Annotated in this window: 18 protein-coding genes and 1 tRNA gene; 17 read left to right on the top strand and 2 right to left on the bottom strand. The window is 64.6% G+C overall.

Going from position 1 to position 14,146, the window contains the following annotated elements; all coding sequences use genetic code 11:
* The first annotated feature begins 14 nt into the window (after window positions 1-14).
* On the top strand, window positions 15-1,259 hold the full coding sequence (locus V9L21_RS03235; RefSeq protein ID WP_337309112.1) for a glycerophosphodiester phosphodiesterase: 1,245 nt from the start codon (window positions 15-17) through the stop codon (window positions 1,257-1,259).
* A 22-nt stretch (window positions 1,260-1,281) separates the two neighbouring features.
* Here the strand turns inward: V9L21_RS03235 and V9L21_RS03230 are convergent, their stop codons facing one another.
* Together V9L21_RS03230 and V9L21_RS03225 are read right to left on the bottom strand one after the other, a co-directional pair.
* The gene (locus V9L21_RS03230; protein ID WP_337309110.1) at window positions 1,282-1,566 is read right to left on the bottom strand and encodes a hypothetical protein; all 285 of its coding nucleotides are present in this window, start codon (window positions 1,564-1,566) and stop codon (window positions 1,282-1,284) included.
* 310 nt (window positions 1,567-1,876) lie between these two features.
* Window positions 1,877-1,952, bottom strand: a tRNA-Lys gene (locus V9L21_RS03225).
* A 138-nt stretch (window positions 1,953-2,090) separates the two neighbouring features.
* Here V9L21_RS03225 and V9L21_RS03220 point away from each other — a divergent pair.
* The 16 genes from V9L21_RS03220 (at window position 2,091) to V9L21_RS03145 (ending at window position 14,145) form a co-directional block, all read left to right on the top strand.
* Complete coding sequence (locus V9L21_RS03220; protein WP_337309108.1) at window positions 2,091-2,801, top strand: SDR family NAD(P)-dependent oxidoreductase; 711 nt, start codon at window positions 2,091-2,093, stop codon at window positions 2,799-2,801.
* A gap of 268 nt (window positions 2,802-3,069) precedes the next feature.
* Window positions 3,070-3,216: a hypothetical protein gene (locus tag V9L21_RS03215; protein WP_337309106.1), complete on the top strand. Its 147-nt coding sequence runs from the start codon at window positions 3,070-3,072 to the stop codon at window positions 3,214-3,216.
* Between the two features lie 37 nt (window positions 3,217-3,253).
* Window positions 3,254-3,838, top strand: a complete 585-nt coding sequence (locus tag V9L21_RS03210) for an A24 family peptidase (protein WP_337309104.1) — start codon at window positions 3,254-3,256, stop codon at window positions 3,836-3,838.
* A gap of 42 nt (window positions 3,839-3,880) precedes the next feature.
* Window positions 3,881-4,723, top strand: coding sequence for a Flp pilus assembly protein CpaB (gene cpaB / locus V9L21_RS03205; protein ID WP_258504918.1), 843 nt, complete (start codon window positions 3,881-3,883; stop codon window positions 4,721-4,723).
* Window positions 4,724-4,747: 24 nt separating this feature from the next.
* On the top strand, window positions 4,748-6,250 hold the full coding sequence (locus V9L21_RS03200) for a type II and III secretion system protein family protein (RefSeq protein WP_337309102.1): 1,503 nt from the start codon (window positions 4,748-4,750) through the stop codon (window positions 6,248-6,250).
* A 28-nt stretch (window positions 6,251-6,278) separates the two neighbouring features.
* On the top strand, window positions 6,279-6,560 hold the full coding sequence (locus V9L21_RS03195; RefSeq protein WP_337309100.1) for a hypothetical protein: 282 nt from the start codon (window positions 6,279-6,281) through the stop codon (window positions 6,558-6,560).
* A 138-nt stretch (window positions 6,561-6,698) separates the two neighbouring features.
* Complete coding sequence (locus tag V9L21_RS03190) at window positions 6,699-6,914, top strand: Flp family type IVb pilin (protein WP_337295475.1); 216 nt, start codon at window positions 6,699-6,701, stop codon at window positions 6,912-6,914.
* 86 nt (window positions 6,915-7,000) lie between these two features.
* Window positions 7,001-7,186 carry a Flp family type IVb pilin gene (locus tag V9L21_RS03185; protein ID WP_258504927.1) on the top strand — a complete coding sequence of 62 codons (186 nt, stop codon included), beginning with the start codon at window positions 7,001-7,003 and terminating at the stop codon, window positions 7,184-7,186.
* Window positions 7,187-7,280: 94 nt separating this feature from the next.
* A complete protein-coding gene (locus V9L21_RS03180; protein ID WP_258504929.1) occupies window positions 7,281-7,457 on the top strand; it encodes a Flp family type IVb pilin in 177 nt (58 codons plus the stop codon).
* A gap of 49 nt (window positions 7,458-7,506) precedes the next feature.
* Window positions 7,507-8,730 (top strand): pilus assembly protein TadG-related protein, encoded by a 1,224-nt coding sequence (locus V9L21_RS03175; protein WP_337309098.1) that lies wholly within the window; start codon window positions 7,507-7,509, stop codon window positions 8,728-8,730.
* Between the two features lie 5 nt (window positions 8,731-8,735).
* On the top strand, window positions 8,736-9,197 hold the full coding sequence (locus tag V9L21_RS03170) for a TadE/TadG family type IV pilus assembly protein (protein WP_337309096.1): 462 nt from the start codon (window positions 8,736-8,738) through the stop codon (window positions 9,195-9,197).
* On the top strand, window positions 9,194-9,622 hold the full coding sequence (locus V9L21_RS03165; protein ID WP_337309094.1) for a TadE/TadG family type IV pilus assembly protein: 429 nt from the start codon (window positions 9,194-9,196) through the stop codon (window positions 9,620-9,622). The genes V9L21_RS03170 and V9L21_RS03165 overlap by 4 nt, the downstream gene beginning before the upstream one ends.
* A 20-nt stretch (window positions 9,623-9,642) precedes the next feature.
* Window positions 9,643-10,794 carry an AAA family ATPase gene (locus V9L21_RS03160; protein ID WP_337309092.1) on the top strand — a complete coding sequence of 384 codons (1,152 nt, stop codon included), beginning with the start codon at window positions 9,643-9,645 and terminating at the stop codon, window positions 10,792-10,794.
* A 53-nt stretch (window positions 10,795-10,847) separates the two neighbouring features.
* A complete protein-coding gene (locus tag V9L21_RS03155) occupies window positions 10,848-12,221 on the top strand; it encodes a CpaF family protein (RefSeq protein WP_337309090.1) in 1,374 nt (457 codons plus the stop codon).
* A 10-nt stretch (window positions 12,222-12,231) separates the two neighbouring features.
* The gene (locus tag V9L21_RS03150; RefSeq protein WP_337309088.1) at window positions 12,232-13,224 is read left to right on the top strand and encodes a type II secretion system F family protein; all 993 of its coding nucleotides are present in this window, start codon (window positions 12,232-12,234) and stop codon (window positions 13,222-13,224) included.
* Between the two features lie 12 nt (window positions 13,225-13,236).
* Complete coding sequence (locus V9L21_RS03145) at window positions 13,237-14,145, top strand: type II secretion system F family protein (protein ID WP_337309086.1); 909 nt, start codon at window positions 13,237-13,239, stop codon at window positions 14,143-14,145.
* The last annotated feature ends 1 nt before the right edge of the window (window position 14,146 follow it).

Below are 14,146 nucleotides of genomic sequence, written 5' to 3'. Positions count from 1 at the left end.
CCAGGAGACTTGCCTTGAACCACCTGAAGAAGATCTGCACAGCCATGCTCGGCCTGGGCATGTTGTTTGTGGCCGCCACACCGGCCACCGCGCACGAAGAGCGCGCGCGCCGGCGCGCCGACAACGCGCCGCTGGTCATCGGGCACCGGGGCGGCGCCAACGGCTACCTGCCAGAGCACACGCTCGAGGCCTATGCGCTGGGCATTTCCCTCGGCGCCGACTACATCGAGCCCGACCTTGTCGCCACCAAGGACGGCCACCTGATCGCGCGCCACGAGCCCAACCTCATCGACACCACCAACGTGAAGGACCTGCCGCAGTTCGCAAACCGCCGGCGCACGGTCGTGGTCGACGGCGTTCCGACCGATGGCTTCTTTGCCAGCGACTTCACCCTGGCCGAGATCAAGCAATTGCGCGCGGTGCAGTCTTTTCCTGAGCGCGACCAATCCTTCAACGGCAGGTTCCAGATCCCCACCCTGGCCGAGGTGATCGACCTGGCCAAGCGCAAGTCGCGCGAGGAAGGTCGGCGCATCGGCATCTATCCGGAGACGAAGCATCCGACCTATCACCAGGCCATCGGCCTGCCGCTGGAAGACCGCCTGCTGGCCGTGCTGAGTGCCGCGGGCTGGAACCAGCGCAACGCGCCGGTCTTTATCCAGTCGTTCGAAACCGCCAATCTTCGCTATCTGCGCAGCAAGACGAGCGTGCGGCTGATCCAACTGGTGGACGCGAATGACGTCAAGCCCGACGGCTCGCTCGACTTCAGCAAGCCCTACGACAAGCCTTATGACTGGGTCGTGTCCAACCGCGATGGCCAATTCAAGGACTTGGTGACGCCGCGCGGCCTGCAAGAGGTAAGGGGCTATGCGGACGGCATCGGCCCCTGGAAGCCGTACCTGATTTCAAGCGCCTGCAAGTCGGTGCAGAGCGGCGCGTGCGCCGATGTGACGGGCGACGGCGTGGTCGACGATCGCGACCGCGTGCTGCTGCCGCCTACCGACGTGATTGCGAATGCGCATCGGCTGGGGCTGCTGGTCCACCCGTACACCTTCCGCAGCGAGCAGAAGCGGCTGACCGGCAGCTTCGGCGGCAACGCCGTCAACGAGTACCTCGCGTTCTACGAGGCCGGCGTCGACGGCTTGTTCAGCGATTTCGCGGACACGGCAGTGGCGGCCCGCGCCATGTTCCTGCTCAAGCACGACCCTGACTATGCGGGCTGCCTGGTCAACTCACGCAAGTGCGAACGCAACAACGATTGAGGAAGAGGGCCGCCCCTGTCGGTCACCAGGCCGGTGCTTCTTCGGCGGCTGCAGAAGTCACCGGCACCGGCTGACTCGAAACCGAAACCGCGGGCGCCAGGCCGATGCCGGTGGCAAACCATCGAAAGGTGTTGGTCTGGTGGTCTCCGCGGCCCGTGGTTCGCACGAACAAATAGCCGGACGTCGCATTGCCCAGTTCGTCAACCGGAATTCCCGCCGATCGAAGCGCCATGATCTCGGCGCTGGCGCTCATGTCGAGCGGCAATTGCAATGTGATGGTCGCGTTGTGAATGACTTGATTTAGCATTGCATTGGCCTCCGGTAAAAGCCGCAGCATCCCCCTTGCCGGGCTCATCCGTGTACGGGTGTGTGGTAAAAAATGTGACTCTTTCACATGTGAATGACATCGCCTCACCAAGCGGCGGGGGTCGCGGGAGAAGTGGGCTGGAGAGGCGGTTGGCGAATCCATCCACGGAGCCACAAGTGCGCAGGCCAAAAAAGAAAAAACCTCCCTGCAGTGAAGCGGGAGGTTTTTCTTTCTTGCGAAAGACTGTCGGCAATTGCGGAACAGTCCTGGCAAAAAAATAGCACGGGAACCGCGCTATTTCTGGTGTTGGTGGTGGGCCCTGAGTGACTCGAACACTCGACCTACGGATTAAGAGTCCGCTGCTCTACCAACTGAGCTAAGAGCCCTTGCGCTCAAAACGTTGTGCGTTTTTAGGCAAGACCGCAAGTATAGCGTAAAAATTCCGGGGCTCAACGATTTTGTGCGGGGCGGCGGTAGGATTCGTCATCATCGACGGGCCTGGCCCTCAACCAAGGAGATTTTCCATGACCGATCCAATCACCGACATGCCGCATGTCGTGATCACCGGGGCCGCGGGCGCGCTGGGCCGCGCGGTGGGCCAGCACTTTCTTGCGCAGGGCGCCCGCCTTGCGTTGATCGATCACCGCCTCGAGCGCCTGACGGAGGTCTTTCCGGGCCTGGACAATTCCCAGCACCTGCTGCTCGCGGGAGATGTGACGTCGCCGTCCGAAATGGCGGACCTGTCGGGCCAGGCGCTCAAGGCTTTCGGCCGCATCGATGCGCTGGTTCACATTGCCGGCGGCTTCGAGATGGGCGAGGCGACTCACGCGCTCTCGCGCGCAAGCTGGGACCGGATGATGAATCTCAACGCGTGGTCTTTCGTTGCGGTCACGCAGGCGGTGCTGCCTTCGATGATCGAGCGCGGTGCCGGGCGCATCGTTGCCGTCACCGCCAAGGTGGCGGCGCGCGGCCTGCCTGCCATGGCGGCCTACATCGCATCGAAGAGCGCGCTGCAGCGGCTGGTGGAAGCCATGGCGGCCGAAGCCGCACCGCATGGCGTGTGCGTCAACAGCGTTGCGCCCAGCGTGCTCGACACGCCGGCCAACCGCCAGGCCATGCCTGACGCGAATCCTGCGGAATGGGTGTCGACCTCGGTTGCTGCGCAGACTATCGCTTTCCTTGCATCGCCCGCCGCCGCGGCGCTGCATGGACAGCACCTGATGCTCGACACCTGACGCGCGGCACCTGATCCACAAATGAACAAACGCCCTGGCGCAACGCCAGGGCGTTTTGCTTTGCGCCGTCGCAAAGACAGCCGCCAAGCGAGGCAGGCGCTTTGTCATGGGTGCGGCGGGCGGGGGCGGGGCGATTGTCTCCCTCCGGAAGGGGCGCATCGCTCATGTGCGCAGAGCGCGCAATTTCTACAGTGACTCCACGGCAAAACGCTTCGATCCGGTTCGGATGAAAGGCGGCGCCGGTTGGCTACCTCACTGGAGAACACGCATGGAACCGATCGAACTGCTGCCAAGAACCTTCACGAACCTGCTGCGCGAAGACGCCGGCATGTCGTTCATGGAGTTTGCGCTCATCGGCGCGCTGGTGCTGGTTGTGTGCCTGCTCCTGCTGCTTGCGGTACGGCGCAGCGCCTGAAGTGCCACTGACCCTGCCCATACGGAGCACATACCTCATGACGGAACTCGACGCTTTCCTCGATCTGCTGATGCTGCTTGCGTCGGACTTCCGCATGGGCGGGCTCTTCGTTCTGCTGGTGATGGCCGCGGTGAGCGATGTGCGCTTCTACCGCATTCCCAACTGGCTCACCTTCGGCGGCGCGGTGTTCGCAATCATCTATGGCACCTTCGCGGCGCGCACGCCAACGGCAGGCGCGATGAACGCCCTGGGCGGGCTGGGCACCGGCTTCGCGATCATGCTGCCGTTCTATGTGCTGCGGATCATGGGCGCGGGCGACGTCAAGCTGATGGCGATGGTCGGCGCCTTTCTCGGTCCCCAGCAGACGCTGCAGACCATCCTGTTCACCTGCATTGCCGGCGGCTTCGCGGCCGTGGCGGTGGCCATTCACCGGCGCCGCCTGGGTCACATGCTGGCCAACGTCAAGGGCGCGGCGCAGGGCATCGTCGTCTCGGGCATCGCGGGCATCCGGCCGAGCGGCGCGATCGACACGCGGCAATCCATCGGAAAGCTGCCTTACGGCATCTGCATTTGCGTGGGGACGATTGCACAGGTCCTGGCGCATCAGTTGGGCTTCGTCTAGCCCGTCCCATCCCTCATCCATTCATCCACGGCGGAGATTCGCATGAAAAACATCAAGGCGCTCGGGCTGCTTCTGCTGGCCCTCCTGACCGGCCTGGCGGCCGCGGTCTACGCAGCGGGCTGGGTCTCCCGACAGGGCGGCATCGCATCCAACAAGGTGGTGGTGGCCGCCGTCGACATCGAACTCGGCAGCCGGGTCAACCCCCAGATGCTGTCGCTGGTCGACTGGCCGAGCGGCTCGCTGCCGCCTGGTTCGTTCACGGATGCCAAGTCGCTCGAGGACCGCGTCGTCAAGGTCGGCGTGCTGCGCGGCGAGGCCATTCTCGAAGGCAAGCTCGCGCCGGTCGGCACCCAGGGCGGGCTCTCCGCGGTCATTGCCAGCGGCAAGCGCGCCATGACCGTGCGGGTCAACGACGTGGTCGGTGTGGCGGGCTTCGCGCTGCCGGGCAACTACGTCGACGTGATGGTCAACGCGCAGCAAGACAAGAACCGCGGCGAAGAGGGTCGCCAGATCAGCAAGACCGTGCTTGAAAAAGTGCTGGTGCTGGCAGTGGCGCAAGAGGCCAACCGCGACGACACCAAGCCCAAGGTGGTCAGCGCCGTGACGCTGGAGCTCTCGCTCGAAGACTCCGAAAAGCTCGACCTGGCGCGCAGCGTGGGAACCCTCTCGCTGGTGCTGCGCAACCAGATGGACAAGACCACTGTGGCCACAGCGGGCATCACCAAGGGCCAGTTGTTCGGCGAGAAGGAAATCCTGCCGATTGCCACCACCGTGGCAGCCCGGCCGGCCCCTGCGCGAGTGCCGCGTACGGCTCCTGTGGCGTTGCGGCAATCCGAATGCGTGGAAGTGATCCAGCACGCAGCCCGCTCGCTCACCTGCTTCTGATCACTCAGTCCGGAGGAACCACAAGTGCAATATCTCTCTTCTTCACCCGCCTGGCTGCTGGCGGCGCTCACGACCCTGGCGACGCCCGGGTTTGCGGCGGAGCTCGCATCCCCGGCTCCGACGCCCGTTGCGGCGCCCTCGGCCCCCGCGCCGGCCGCCGCACCCGCCATGCGCCGCTGCACGGCGATCATTCCGGACGACCAGCCCACCTACGCGGTGCTCGGCAAGTCGGTGGTCATTCCGCTCAAGGCACGCGTGGCGCGCATCGTGGTCAGCGGTCAGCCGCCAAACCGCGCGCCGGCCGCTGCGCCGGCAGGGCAACCCGCAGCGGCGGCACCCACGGCCGCGAACGCAGGCGACGGCGTGGCCGATGTCGACGTGATGCTGCTGAGCCCGAACGATCTCTTCTTCCGCGGGCGTCAGGCCGGCTCGATGAACGTGGTGCTGCAAAGCACTGACGGCACCTGCTACATCAAGGACGTTCTTGTCACCATCGATCCGGGCGCACTTCAGTCGAAGCTCGCCGAGCTGATGCCCGAAGAGAACCGCATCCGCGTGCGCAGCGCAGAAAAATCGATCGTGCTCACCGGCGAGATCAGCGACGCGCTCAAGCTCGACGACGTGATGAGCCTGGCCATGGCCTACGGCGCCGATGGCAAGAAGGTCGTGAACCTGCTGCGGGTCACGGCGCCGCAGCAGGTCATGCTCGAAGTCAAGATTGCCGAGATCAGCAAGACCCTGCTGGACCGGCTGGGCGCGCGCGTCGGCCTGAGCCGCTCGGGCAGCGGGGGCCGCGACAGCTACTCGCTGATTTCCAGCTTCCTGAGCGGGGGCGGCGGCCTGATCGAGGCGCTGAGGATCGGCCGCACGTCCATCGGCATCGACGGCCAGAAGGACGACGGCCTGGTGCGCATCCTGGCGGAGCCCAACATCATGGCCATCAGCGGCCAGCAGGCGAGTTTTCTCTCGGGCGGAAAGATCTTCATTCCGGTTGCGCAGAGCGCCGCCGGCGGCGGTGGAACGAACATCACGCTGGAAGAAAAAGAGTTCGGCATCGGGGTCAAGTTCACCCCAACGGTGCTCAACGGCGGTCGCGTCAACCTCAAGATGGTCTCCGAAGTGTCGGACCTGTCGCAGACCGGCTCGCCCTTTACCACCGTGACTGGCGTGACCGCCGTGCTGCCTTCGCTGACGGTGCGCCGCGCCGATACCACCGTGCAGCTCAACGACGGGCAGAGCTTCGTCATTGCGGGGCTCATCAAGAGCAACGTCACCGAGTCCATCAAGCGCTACCCCGGTTTGGGCGAAGTGCCGGTGATGGGCGCGCTGTTCCGCAGCACCGAGTTCCAGAACGACCAGACCGAATTGATGTTCGTGATCACGCCGCGCCTGGTACGGCCGCTCGCCGAGGTGCCCCGCGTTCCGACCGACAACCACGTTGTTCCGAGCCGCGCCGAGGTCTACCTGAACGGAAGCCTCGAAAGCGCCACCCCGGCACCGGTTGCACCGGCCGGCAATACCCAATGACCCCAATGACCCCAGCCAGGAGCACACCATGTTCATCAAGTCGACCACTCTCGCGCTGACGCTGCTCCTGGGCACCGGCTGCTCCCACGTCACGCCCAACTACGACGCGCGCTTTGGCGATGCGGTGCGCGATGCCAGGAAAAAGATGACCCTCAATCCCGATGCCGGCAAGGACGGCAACCCGGTCGTGGGCATTGACGGCCGCTCGGCACGCGAGTCGATGAAGCAGTACCACGAGTCCTACAAGACGCCGCCGCCTGCGGTGAACGTCATCAACATCGGCGGCCAGATCGGCGGCTCGGCGAAGTGACTGCATCCTTTTTGCGGATTTGTTCCACAGAGTTACAGATGGAAAGGAGAGCACCACGAATCTCAATCAACTTTCGTCCCCACCCGTCAATTCTTCAAACCTGATTTCCAACTGTTCAAACCTCGAAAGGAAAGAACCATGAAAAACCTTCTCCAGGCCATCGGCCAATCCACCGGCAGCTTCCTGCGCGACGAAGACGGCGCCCAAGTCGTCGAGTACGCGTTGATCATCGCGGTCGTTTCGATCGCGCTGGTCGTTGCACTGAAGGCGCTTACCGCCAGCAACGGCAGCTTCTCGACCTTCATCGGTCGCGTGACAACCTGCCTGACTTCGACGACTGGCGGTTGCGTGTAAGTCGCTGGGCGGGCGAGCCGGTAAACCCCGTGCTCGCCGGCTCACTGACTAGATCTGCATTCATCTCAATGAAAAGGAGTAGTCCCATGTTCAAGTCATTCCTGCAGGACGAGAGCGGTGCTCAAGTCGTGGAGTACGCGCTGATCATCGCGGTCGTCTCGATCGCACTGGTCGTTGCATTGAAGGCGCTCACCGATAGCAACGGCAGCTTCTCGACCTTCATCGGCCGTGTTGTCACTTGCCTGACTTCGACGACTGGCGGGTGCGTGTAAGTCGCTGGGCGGGCGAACCGTGGCATGTCTCACGCTCGCCGGCTCACTTCTTGTCAGGTCCGCCTTCTTCTCAAGACACAAAAGGAGTAGTCCCATGTTCAAGTCTTTTCTGAAGGAAGAAAGCGGCGCCCAGGTGGTGGAGTACGCACTGCTCATCGCGGTGATCTCGATCCTGCTGATCATCGCCCTGCAGCCACTGGCAACAGGCACCAGCCTCAGCGATTTCGTCGATCGCGTCTTCACCTGCCTCGGCGGCGTGGAGTGCGAATAAAGCGCAGAGTCTTTTTCTTGAACCGCCACCATTGCACAGGAAGCCGATCATGCAAGTCCGCCACCCCGGCCGCCGCCAGCGCGGCGCGATGATCATCACCACTGCACTGGTCCTGCTGTTCCTCCTCGGATTCATGGGCATTGCGCTGGACTTCGGCCACCTGTTCGTCGTACGGACAGAGCTGCAGACCGCCGTCGACAGTTGCGCACTGGCCGCCGCGCGCGAACTCGACAAGCAGGGCACCGCGATCACGCGGGCCCAGAGCGCCGGCCAGACCGCCGGTAACGCGAACCGGGTCAACATGCAGTCGGCCACCTGGAGCGGAGAGGGCCAGCTTGTCCCCGCCGAAATCACTTTTCGCGACGCCTCCTATGCGCCCACGGTAGACCCCGCTGTGGCTACCTATGCACAGTGCGTGCACACGCAGCCCAACATCGTTATCTGGCTCATGAAGGCCTTGGGGGCCTTCTCCGGCAATGCCACCGCCTATCCTGCAACGGGCAGCGTCTTCGCCAGCGCAGTGGCCACACGGGCCAGCGCGCAGACCACTTGTCCGATTCCCGTCGCACTCAAGCCGAAGGCGGGAGGCGTTGCGCCGAACTACGGGCTCAGCGTCGGCGACTGGGTGAAGCTGATTCAGGCGCAGAACGCATCCGCCGGCGGAGAGGTCGGCTGGGCCAATCTCGACGGCAGCAACAGCGCCTCGGAAACCGAATCCGAACTGAACAACCACTGCGGAACGAAGGTGGGCGACACACTCGGCACCCCCGGTGTGCAGACCTCGGTGGTCGATGTCTGGAACCAGCGCTTCGGCATCTACAAGAACAGCGGCGACCCCAGCGTGCAGCGGCCTGATTACACGGGCTATGCCTATACCGCCGTCACCTGGCCCGCGCAGTCCAATGCTTTCGGCGACTTCCTGGCCAAGCGCGCGGCCTTCGCGTCCTGCATCGACACCGGCAAGGTGAAGGACTGCGAAGACCTCACCGGGCTTTCGCTCAACAGCTTCCAGAAGCTGGCCGCGTCCGGCAACGTCGCCGGAGGCCACAAGCAATATGGGCTCGACCGGCGTGTGGTCACGGTGCCGGTGATCGACGGCGGCGGACGTGTCATCGACTACGCCTGCATGCTGATGCTGCAGCCGCTGACCATTCCGATGAGCGACACATGGCTCGAGTTCCGCGGCAATGCGGGTGCGGCCGGCAGCCCCTGCACAACCAGCGGACTCGCCGGTGGCACGGCCGGGCCCCTGGTGCCCGTTCTGGTGAGGTGAAGCGAATGAAAAGGACTACGAACCACAGGCAGCGCGGCGCGGCGCTGGTCGAGCTGGCGCTCATCACGCCGCTCCTGCTGCTGCTCACCTTCATCACGACGGAGTTCGGCCGGGCGATGTATGAATACAACCTGGTCGTCAAGTCGACGCGCGATGCGGTTCGCTACCTGTCGGTCCAGACGCCCGGCACGCACATCACCGAGGCGCGCAACCTGATGGTGTTCGGCAACACCGCCGGCACCGGTACGCCGCTCGCGCGCGGCCTGAGCCTTTCGAATGTGCCCGCGGACAGCTGCTGCACCTGGCAGTCGGCGGGGGCCAACCCGCTCATCACCACGGTGACGGTGCGCATCAGCAGCTACACCTTCCATTCGCTCTTTCCTTCGGTGATGGGCCTCGCGTTTGCCGATGCGAACGGCAACATCGTCTTCAGCGACATCACCGCCACCATGAGGGCTCCATCATGAGACACCGCACGTCAGGGGCGACCACCGTGGAGTTTGCGCTGGGCCTGCTCATCTTCCTCATGCTGCTGTTGGGCATCGTGGACTTTTCGCGGATGCTGTTCACATGGAGCATGGCCAGCGAGGCCACGCGTGCCGGGGCGCGCTACGCGGTGGTGTGCGACGACACCGCCCAGCAGGCGCTGGTACTGGCCCGCATGAAGGCCTTGCTGCCGCAGATCACCGCGGTGAGCGTGGCCTGGACACCGGCCAGCTGCACGGCCGCCACTTGCCAGGGCGTCACGGTGGGCATCACCGGGCTCAACTACCAATGGATCTCGCCCATCGTCGGGGCGGCCGCGCCGCTGATTCCCATGCCGAGTTTTTCCACCTTCCTGCCGCGCGAAGTAATGCGCAAGGACCCCCACAGCCCGACTATCTGCTCGTAGAGACGAAACGGAACCCCGCCATGAAGATCTCCATCATCTCCCCCAATCCCGGCCATCTGCAGGACATGCGCAAGGTGCTCGAGGCGCGCTCCCATGTGGTCTCGCCATTCGAAGGCGGCAAGAGCCGCATGCAATGGGTGGTCGAGCGATCGGCGCCCGAGCTCCTGCTGGTGGACGGCATGTGCTGCGACCCTCATGAGTTGGCGATGGTGGAGCAGCTCACCATGCGCCATCCCGCGATTGCGGTGGTGCTGCTGTGCGCTATGCAGACGCCGGAGTTCCTGATTCTTGCGATGCGTTCGGGCGTGCGCGAAGTGCTGCCTTCGCCGCCCGAGCCCGCGGCGCTGGAGGCGGCCGTGGAGCGCATTGCGCTCAAGATGGCCGGCGCGCAGGCGCGCGAGCCTGGGCAGGTGGTGGCGTTCATGCCATGCAAAGGCGGCAGCGGCGCCACCTTTCTTGCCACCAACATCGGGCATCAGCTTTCCATGCGCCGCTCGGTGCTGCTGATCGACCTGAACCTGCAGTTCGGCGATGCCCTTTCTTATGTGTGCGACCTGCGGCCCACTTCTACGGTGGCCGACGTGGCACGCGACATCGGCCGGCTCGATGCCTCCTTGCTTGCCGCCAGCGCGGTGAAGGTGGCGCCGGGCTTCAGCATTCTTGCGGCTCCTGAAGACCTTTCCCGCGCCCTGGAGGTCAAGGCCGAGCACATCGACGCCATCCTGCAGGTGGCCGTCGCGCAATACGACTTCGTGCTGTTCGACCTCGGCCTTCGCATCGATCCGCTCGCCATCCGCGTGATGGACCGCGCGGACCGCATCTTTCCGGTGCTCCAGCCCAGCCTGCCGCACATCCGCAACGTGACGCGTCTCATGCAGATGTTCAAGTCGCTCGGCTACCCGGCCGGCAAGGTCGAGCTGCTGGTCAACCGCAGTGCCGGTGGCACGGAGATCGGCTTGTCCGACATGCGGCGTTCGCTCGGCGGAGCCACGCTGGTGAGTGTGCCCGACGGCGGCAAGGACGTGGACGCTTCGATCAACCGCGGCGTGCCGCTGGCGGAGATGTCGCGTGGCAGCGCACTCTGCAAGCGGCTGGTTGAAATCGCCCACACGCTCAGTCCTCGCCAGAAAGAAGCGCCGGGCTTCATCGGCCGGCTCTTCCGCCGCGCCTGACGCCCGCTTTGCACCCGACGAATCCTCTTCCTCCAACAGCAAGGCAGGTCCACATGTCATTCAGAGAACAGCTCAATGCGATCGAAGCCGAGCCGGTCGCGCGCCCCACGGCGCTGCCCGTGGCCGATGCAGCGCTTTCGTCTTTTGCCTCGGATTCCTACAAGCTCCTGAAGGAGCGAATGCACCTGAAGCTGCTGGACAGGTTCGACCTGGCGGTGCTCGAAACCCTGAAGCCCGAGGTGCTGCGCCACGAGATCTCCACGATGGTCACGCGGCTGCTGCAGGAAGAGCCCGAGGCGCTGAACGACATCGAACGGCGCACGCTGATACGCGACATCCAGCACGAGATGCTCGGCTTCGGCCCCATCGAGCTGTTGATGGCCGACCCCACGGTGTCGGACATCCTGGTCAACTCGCACGACCAGATCTATGTCGAGCGCAAGGGCCGGCTGGAACTGACGGACGTGAGCTTCACCGACGAGAAGCACCTGCTGCGCATCATCGACAAGATCGTTTCGCTGGTGGGGCGGCGCATCGACGAATCGAGCCCCATGGTCGATGCCCGGCTGCCGGACGGATCGCGCGTCAATGCGGTGGTTGCGCCCGTGGCGCTGGACGGCCCGATGATGTCGATTCGCCGCTTCGCGAAGATTCCGCTGAAGATGGAAAACCTGGTGAACGACCTCAAGACGCTGACGCCGCAGATGGGGCTGATGCTCGAAGGGCTGGCCAGCGCGAAGATCAACATGCTGATCTCCGGCGGCACCGGCGCCGGCAAGACGACGCTGCTGAACATTCTCTCGGGCTTCATTCCCGCCACCGAACGCATCATCACCATCGAGGACGCGGCCGAGCTCCAGTTGCAGCAGCCGCACGTCGCCCGCATGGAGACCCGGCCGATGAACATCGAAGGCAAGGGCGAGATCACGCAGCGCGCGCTGGTGCGCAACGCGCTGCGCATGCGGCCCGACCGCATCGTCATCGGCGAGGTGCGCGGCGCCGAGGCGGTCGACATGCTGCAGGCCATGAACACCGGCCACGAAGGCTCGCTGACCACCATCCACGCCAACAGCCCGCGCGATGCGCTGGCGCGGCTGGAGAACATGATCAGCATGGCCAATCTCAACCTTCCGCATCATTCCGTGCGCCAGCAGATCGCCTCGGCCATCACCGTCGTGATCCAGGTGCTGCGCATGGTCGACGGGCGGCGCAAGGTCACCAGCATCCAGGAGATCACCGGCATGGAAGGCGAGGTCGTCACGATGCAGGAGATCTTCGCGTTCCGCCAGACCGGCATGGGCCCCGACGGCCGCGTGCGCGGCCACTTCCAGGCCACGGGAGTGCGGCCGAAATTCGTCGAGCGCCTGCACTCCTTCGGCGTCGTGCTGCCCGACACCATGTTCGATCCCGACAAGCACTACGAATAAGGAGCCTCTCATGTTCGAGAACCTGGTTGGCGACACGCTCATTACCCTGTCGGTGCTGGTCTTCGTGACGGTACTGCTGGTGATCGAAGGTTTGTACATGCTCTGGCGCGCGTACCGGGGCCCCGAGGCGCAGAAGATAGGCAAACGGCTGCAGGCGCTGTCGGCCGCCAGCGACCGAATTGCCCAGGCGCGGCTCGTGAAGGACCGCGTGCTCAGCGACGCGCCGTGGATGCAGCGCGCCCTGCTGAAGCTTCCGCGGGCGCAGCGCCTGGACCGCTTCATTCTCCAGGCCGGGATGGAGTGGACGGTGTCCCACGTGCTGCTGGGCTGTGCGCTGTCCGGCCTGTTCGTTTTCATGGCGATGGTCTCGCTCGCAAACCAGCCCGCCTGGATTGCCTTGCTCGTGGCCGCAGCCGGCGCGGCGGTGCCGCTGCTCTACCTGAACCACCGGCGCAGCCGCCGCCTGGCGCATCTCGAACGGCAGTTGCCGGACGCACTCGACCTGGTGACACGCGCACTGCGCGCGGGCCATTCGTTCGCGAGCAGCGTGCAGATGATCGGAGAGGAAATGTCCGAACCCATTGCGGGCGAGTTCCGCATGGTGTCCGACGAGGTCGGCTTCGGCGTTTCGCTGCAACAGGCGCTCACGAACATGAGCGAGCGCGTGCCGCTCACCGATCTGCGCTACTTCGTGGTGTCGGTGCTGATCCAGCGCGACTCCGGCGGCAACCTGACCGAGGTGCTCGGCAACCTGAGCAAGCTGATCCGCGACCGCCTCAAGCTGCTGGCGCGGGTGCGGGTGCTGTCGTCGGAAGGGCGGCTGTCGGCCTGGATTCTGGGGCTGATGCCGTTTGCCCTCGCGGTGCTCATGAACACCTTCAATCCGGAGTTCATGTCGCCGCTATGGACCGATCCGATCGGCATCACGGTCGTCAAGTACATGCTGGTCCTGATGGTGATCGGCGTGCTGATCCTGCGCAAGATCGTGAAGATCCGTGTCTGAAGGAGAACTGCCATGCTGCTTCCAATTCTCGTCTTCGTTACCGTGTCCCTGGCCGTTGGGGGCTTTGCGGTCTGGATGCTGCCCACGCGCACCGAGCAGCGCCTGCGGGCGGTGGCTCCTTCGTCGGGCAAGTCGGCCTGGACCGAAACCGCCGTCAAGATCGTCGGTCCCTTCGCCCAGCTGTCTTCGCCCACGGGCGACGGTGAGACGTCGCCGCTGCGCCTGAAGTTCCTGAACGCGGGCATACGCCACCCGGACGCGAGCCTCTTCTACTTCGGGCTGAAGACGCTGCTGCCGCTGGGCTTTGCCGGGCTGGCCTTCGTGGCAATACGTGCGGCAGGCGCAGACGGCGGAATCGCGACCTTGCTGTGGCTGGCAGTGGTGGCATTGCTCGGCTGCTACCTGCCCAACATCGTGCTACGCACGATGATCAAGGAGCGCCAGCGCGAGATCTTCGAGAACTTTCCCGATGCCGCCGACCTGATGCTGGTATGCGTGGAGGCGGGCCTGGGGCTCGACGCCGCGCTGGTCAAGGTTACCGAGGAGATCCGCGTCAAGAGCGAGGCGCTGGCGCAGGAGCTGCACTGGACCAACCTCGAGATGCGCGCCGGCGGCACGCGCGAGAAGTCGCTGCACAACCTCGCGCTTCGCACCGGCGTGGAGGAAATCGGAACCTTCGCAACCATGCTGACCCAGGCCGACCGATTCGGCACCAGCGTTGGCGAGTCGCTGCGCGTGTTCTCGGACGACCTGCGCCACAAGCGCCAGGTTCGCGCGGAAGAGCTTGCGGCCAAGGTTCCGACCAAGATGCTGCTGCCCCTGGTGCTGTGCATCTTTCCGTGCATCTCGATGGTCATTTTGACGCCAGCGGCCATCCGTGTGATCCGCATCATCTCGCCGATGCTCAGCGGCGGCCTGTGAG

The sequence above is a fragment of the Variovorax sp. CCNWLW235 genome (genome assembly GCF_037204085.1).
In the GTDB taxonomy this organism is placed as follows: Bacteria; Pseudomonadota; Gammaproteobacteria; order Burkholderiales; family Burkholderiaceae_C; genus Variovorax.
This window is presented reverse-complemented; position numbering and strand designations above follow the sequence as displayed.

What these genes read in the sequence shown, in the direction of transcription:
- V9L21_RS03230 (WP_337309110.1), bottom strand. Translation starts at nt 1,566, where the DNA reads ATGCTAAATCAAGTCATTCACAACGCGACCATCACATTGCAATTGCCG.
- V9L21_RS03220 (WP_337309108.1), top strand. Translation starts at nt 2,091, where the DNA reads ATGACCGATCCAATCACCGACATGCCGCATGTCGTGATCACCGGGGCC.
- V9L21_RS03215 (WP_337309106.1), top strand. Translation starts at nt 3,070, where the DNA reads ATGGAACCGATCGAACTGCTGCCAAGAACCTTCACGAACCTGCTGCGC.
- V9L21_RS03210 (WP_337309104.1), top strand. Translation starts at nt 3,254, where the DNA reads ATGACGGAACTCGACGCTTTCCTCGATCTGCTGATGCTGCTTGCGTCG.
- cpaB (WP_258504918.1), top strand. Translation starts at nt 3,881, where the DNA reads ATGAAAAACATCAAGGCGCTCGGGCTGCTTCTGCTGGCCCTCCTGACC.
- V9L21_RS03195 (WP_337309100.1), top strand. Translation starts at nt 6,279, where the DNA reads ATGTTCATCAAGTCGACCACTCTCGCGCTGACGCTGCTCCTGGGCACC.
- V9L21_RS03190 (WP_337295475.1), top strand. Translation starts at nt 6,699, where the DNA reads ATGAAAAACCTTCTCCAGGCCATCGGCCAATCCACCGGCAGCTTCCTG.
- V9L21_RS03185 (WP_258504927.1), top strand. Translation starts at nt 7,001, where the DNA reads ATGTTCAAGTCATTCCTGCAGGACGAGAGCGGTGCTCAAGTCGTGGAG.
- V9L21_RS03180 (WP_258504929.1), top strand. Translation starts at nt 7,281, where the DNA reads ATGTTCAAGTCTTTTCTGAAGGAAGAAAGCGGCGCCCAGGTGGTGGAG.
- V9L21_RS03175 (WP_337309098.1), top strand. Translation starts at nt 7,507, where the DNA reads ATGCAAGTCCGCCACCCCGGCCGCCGCCAGCGCGGCGCGATGATCATC.
- V9L21_RS03170 (WP_337309096.1), top strand. Translation starts at nt 8,736, where the DNA reads ATGAAAAGGACTACGAACCACAGGCAGCGCGGCGCGGCGCTGGTCGAG.
- V9L21_RS03165 (WP_337309094.1), top strand. Translation starts at nt 9,194, where the DNA reads ATGAGACACCGCACGTCAGGGGCGACCACCGTGGAGTTTGCGCTGGGC.
- V9L21_RS03160 (WP_337309092.1), top strand. Translation starts at nt 9,643, where the DNA reads ATGAAGATCTCCATCATCTCCCCCAATCCCGGCCATCTGCAGGACATG.
- V9L21_RS03155 (WP_337309090.1), top strand. Translation starts at nt 10,848, where the DNA reads ATGTCATTCAGAGAACAGCTCAATGCGATCGAAGCCGAGCCGGTCGCG.
- V9L21_RS03150 (WP_337309088.1), top strand. Translation starts at nt 12,232, where the DNA reads ATGTTCGAGAACCTGGTTGGCGACACGCTCATTACCCTGTCGGTGCTG.
- V9L21_RS03145 (WP_337309086.1), top strand. Translation starts at nt 13,237, where the DNA reads ATGCTGCTTCCAATTCTCGTCTTCGTTACCGTGTCCCTGGCCGTTGGG.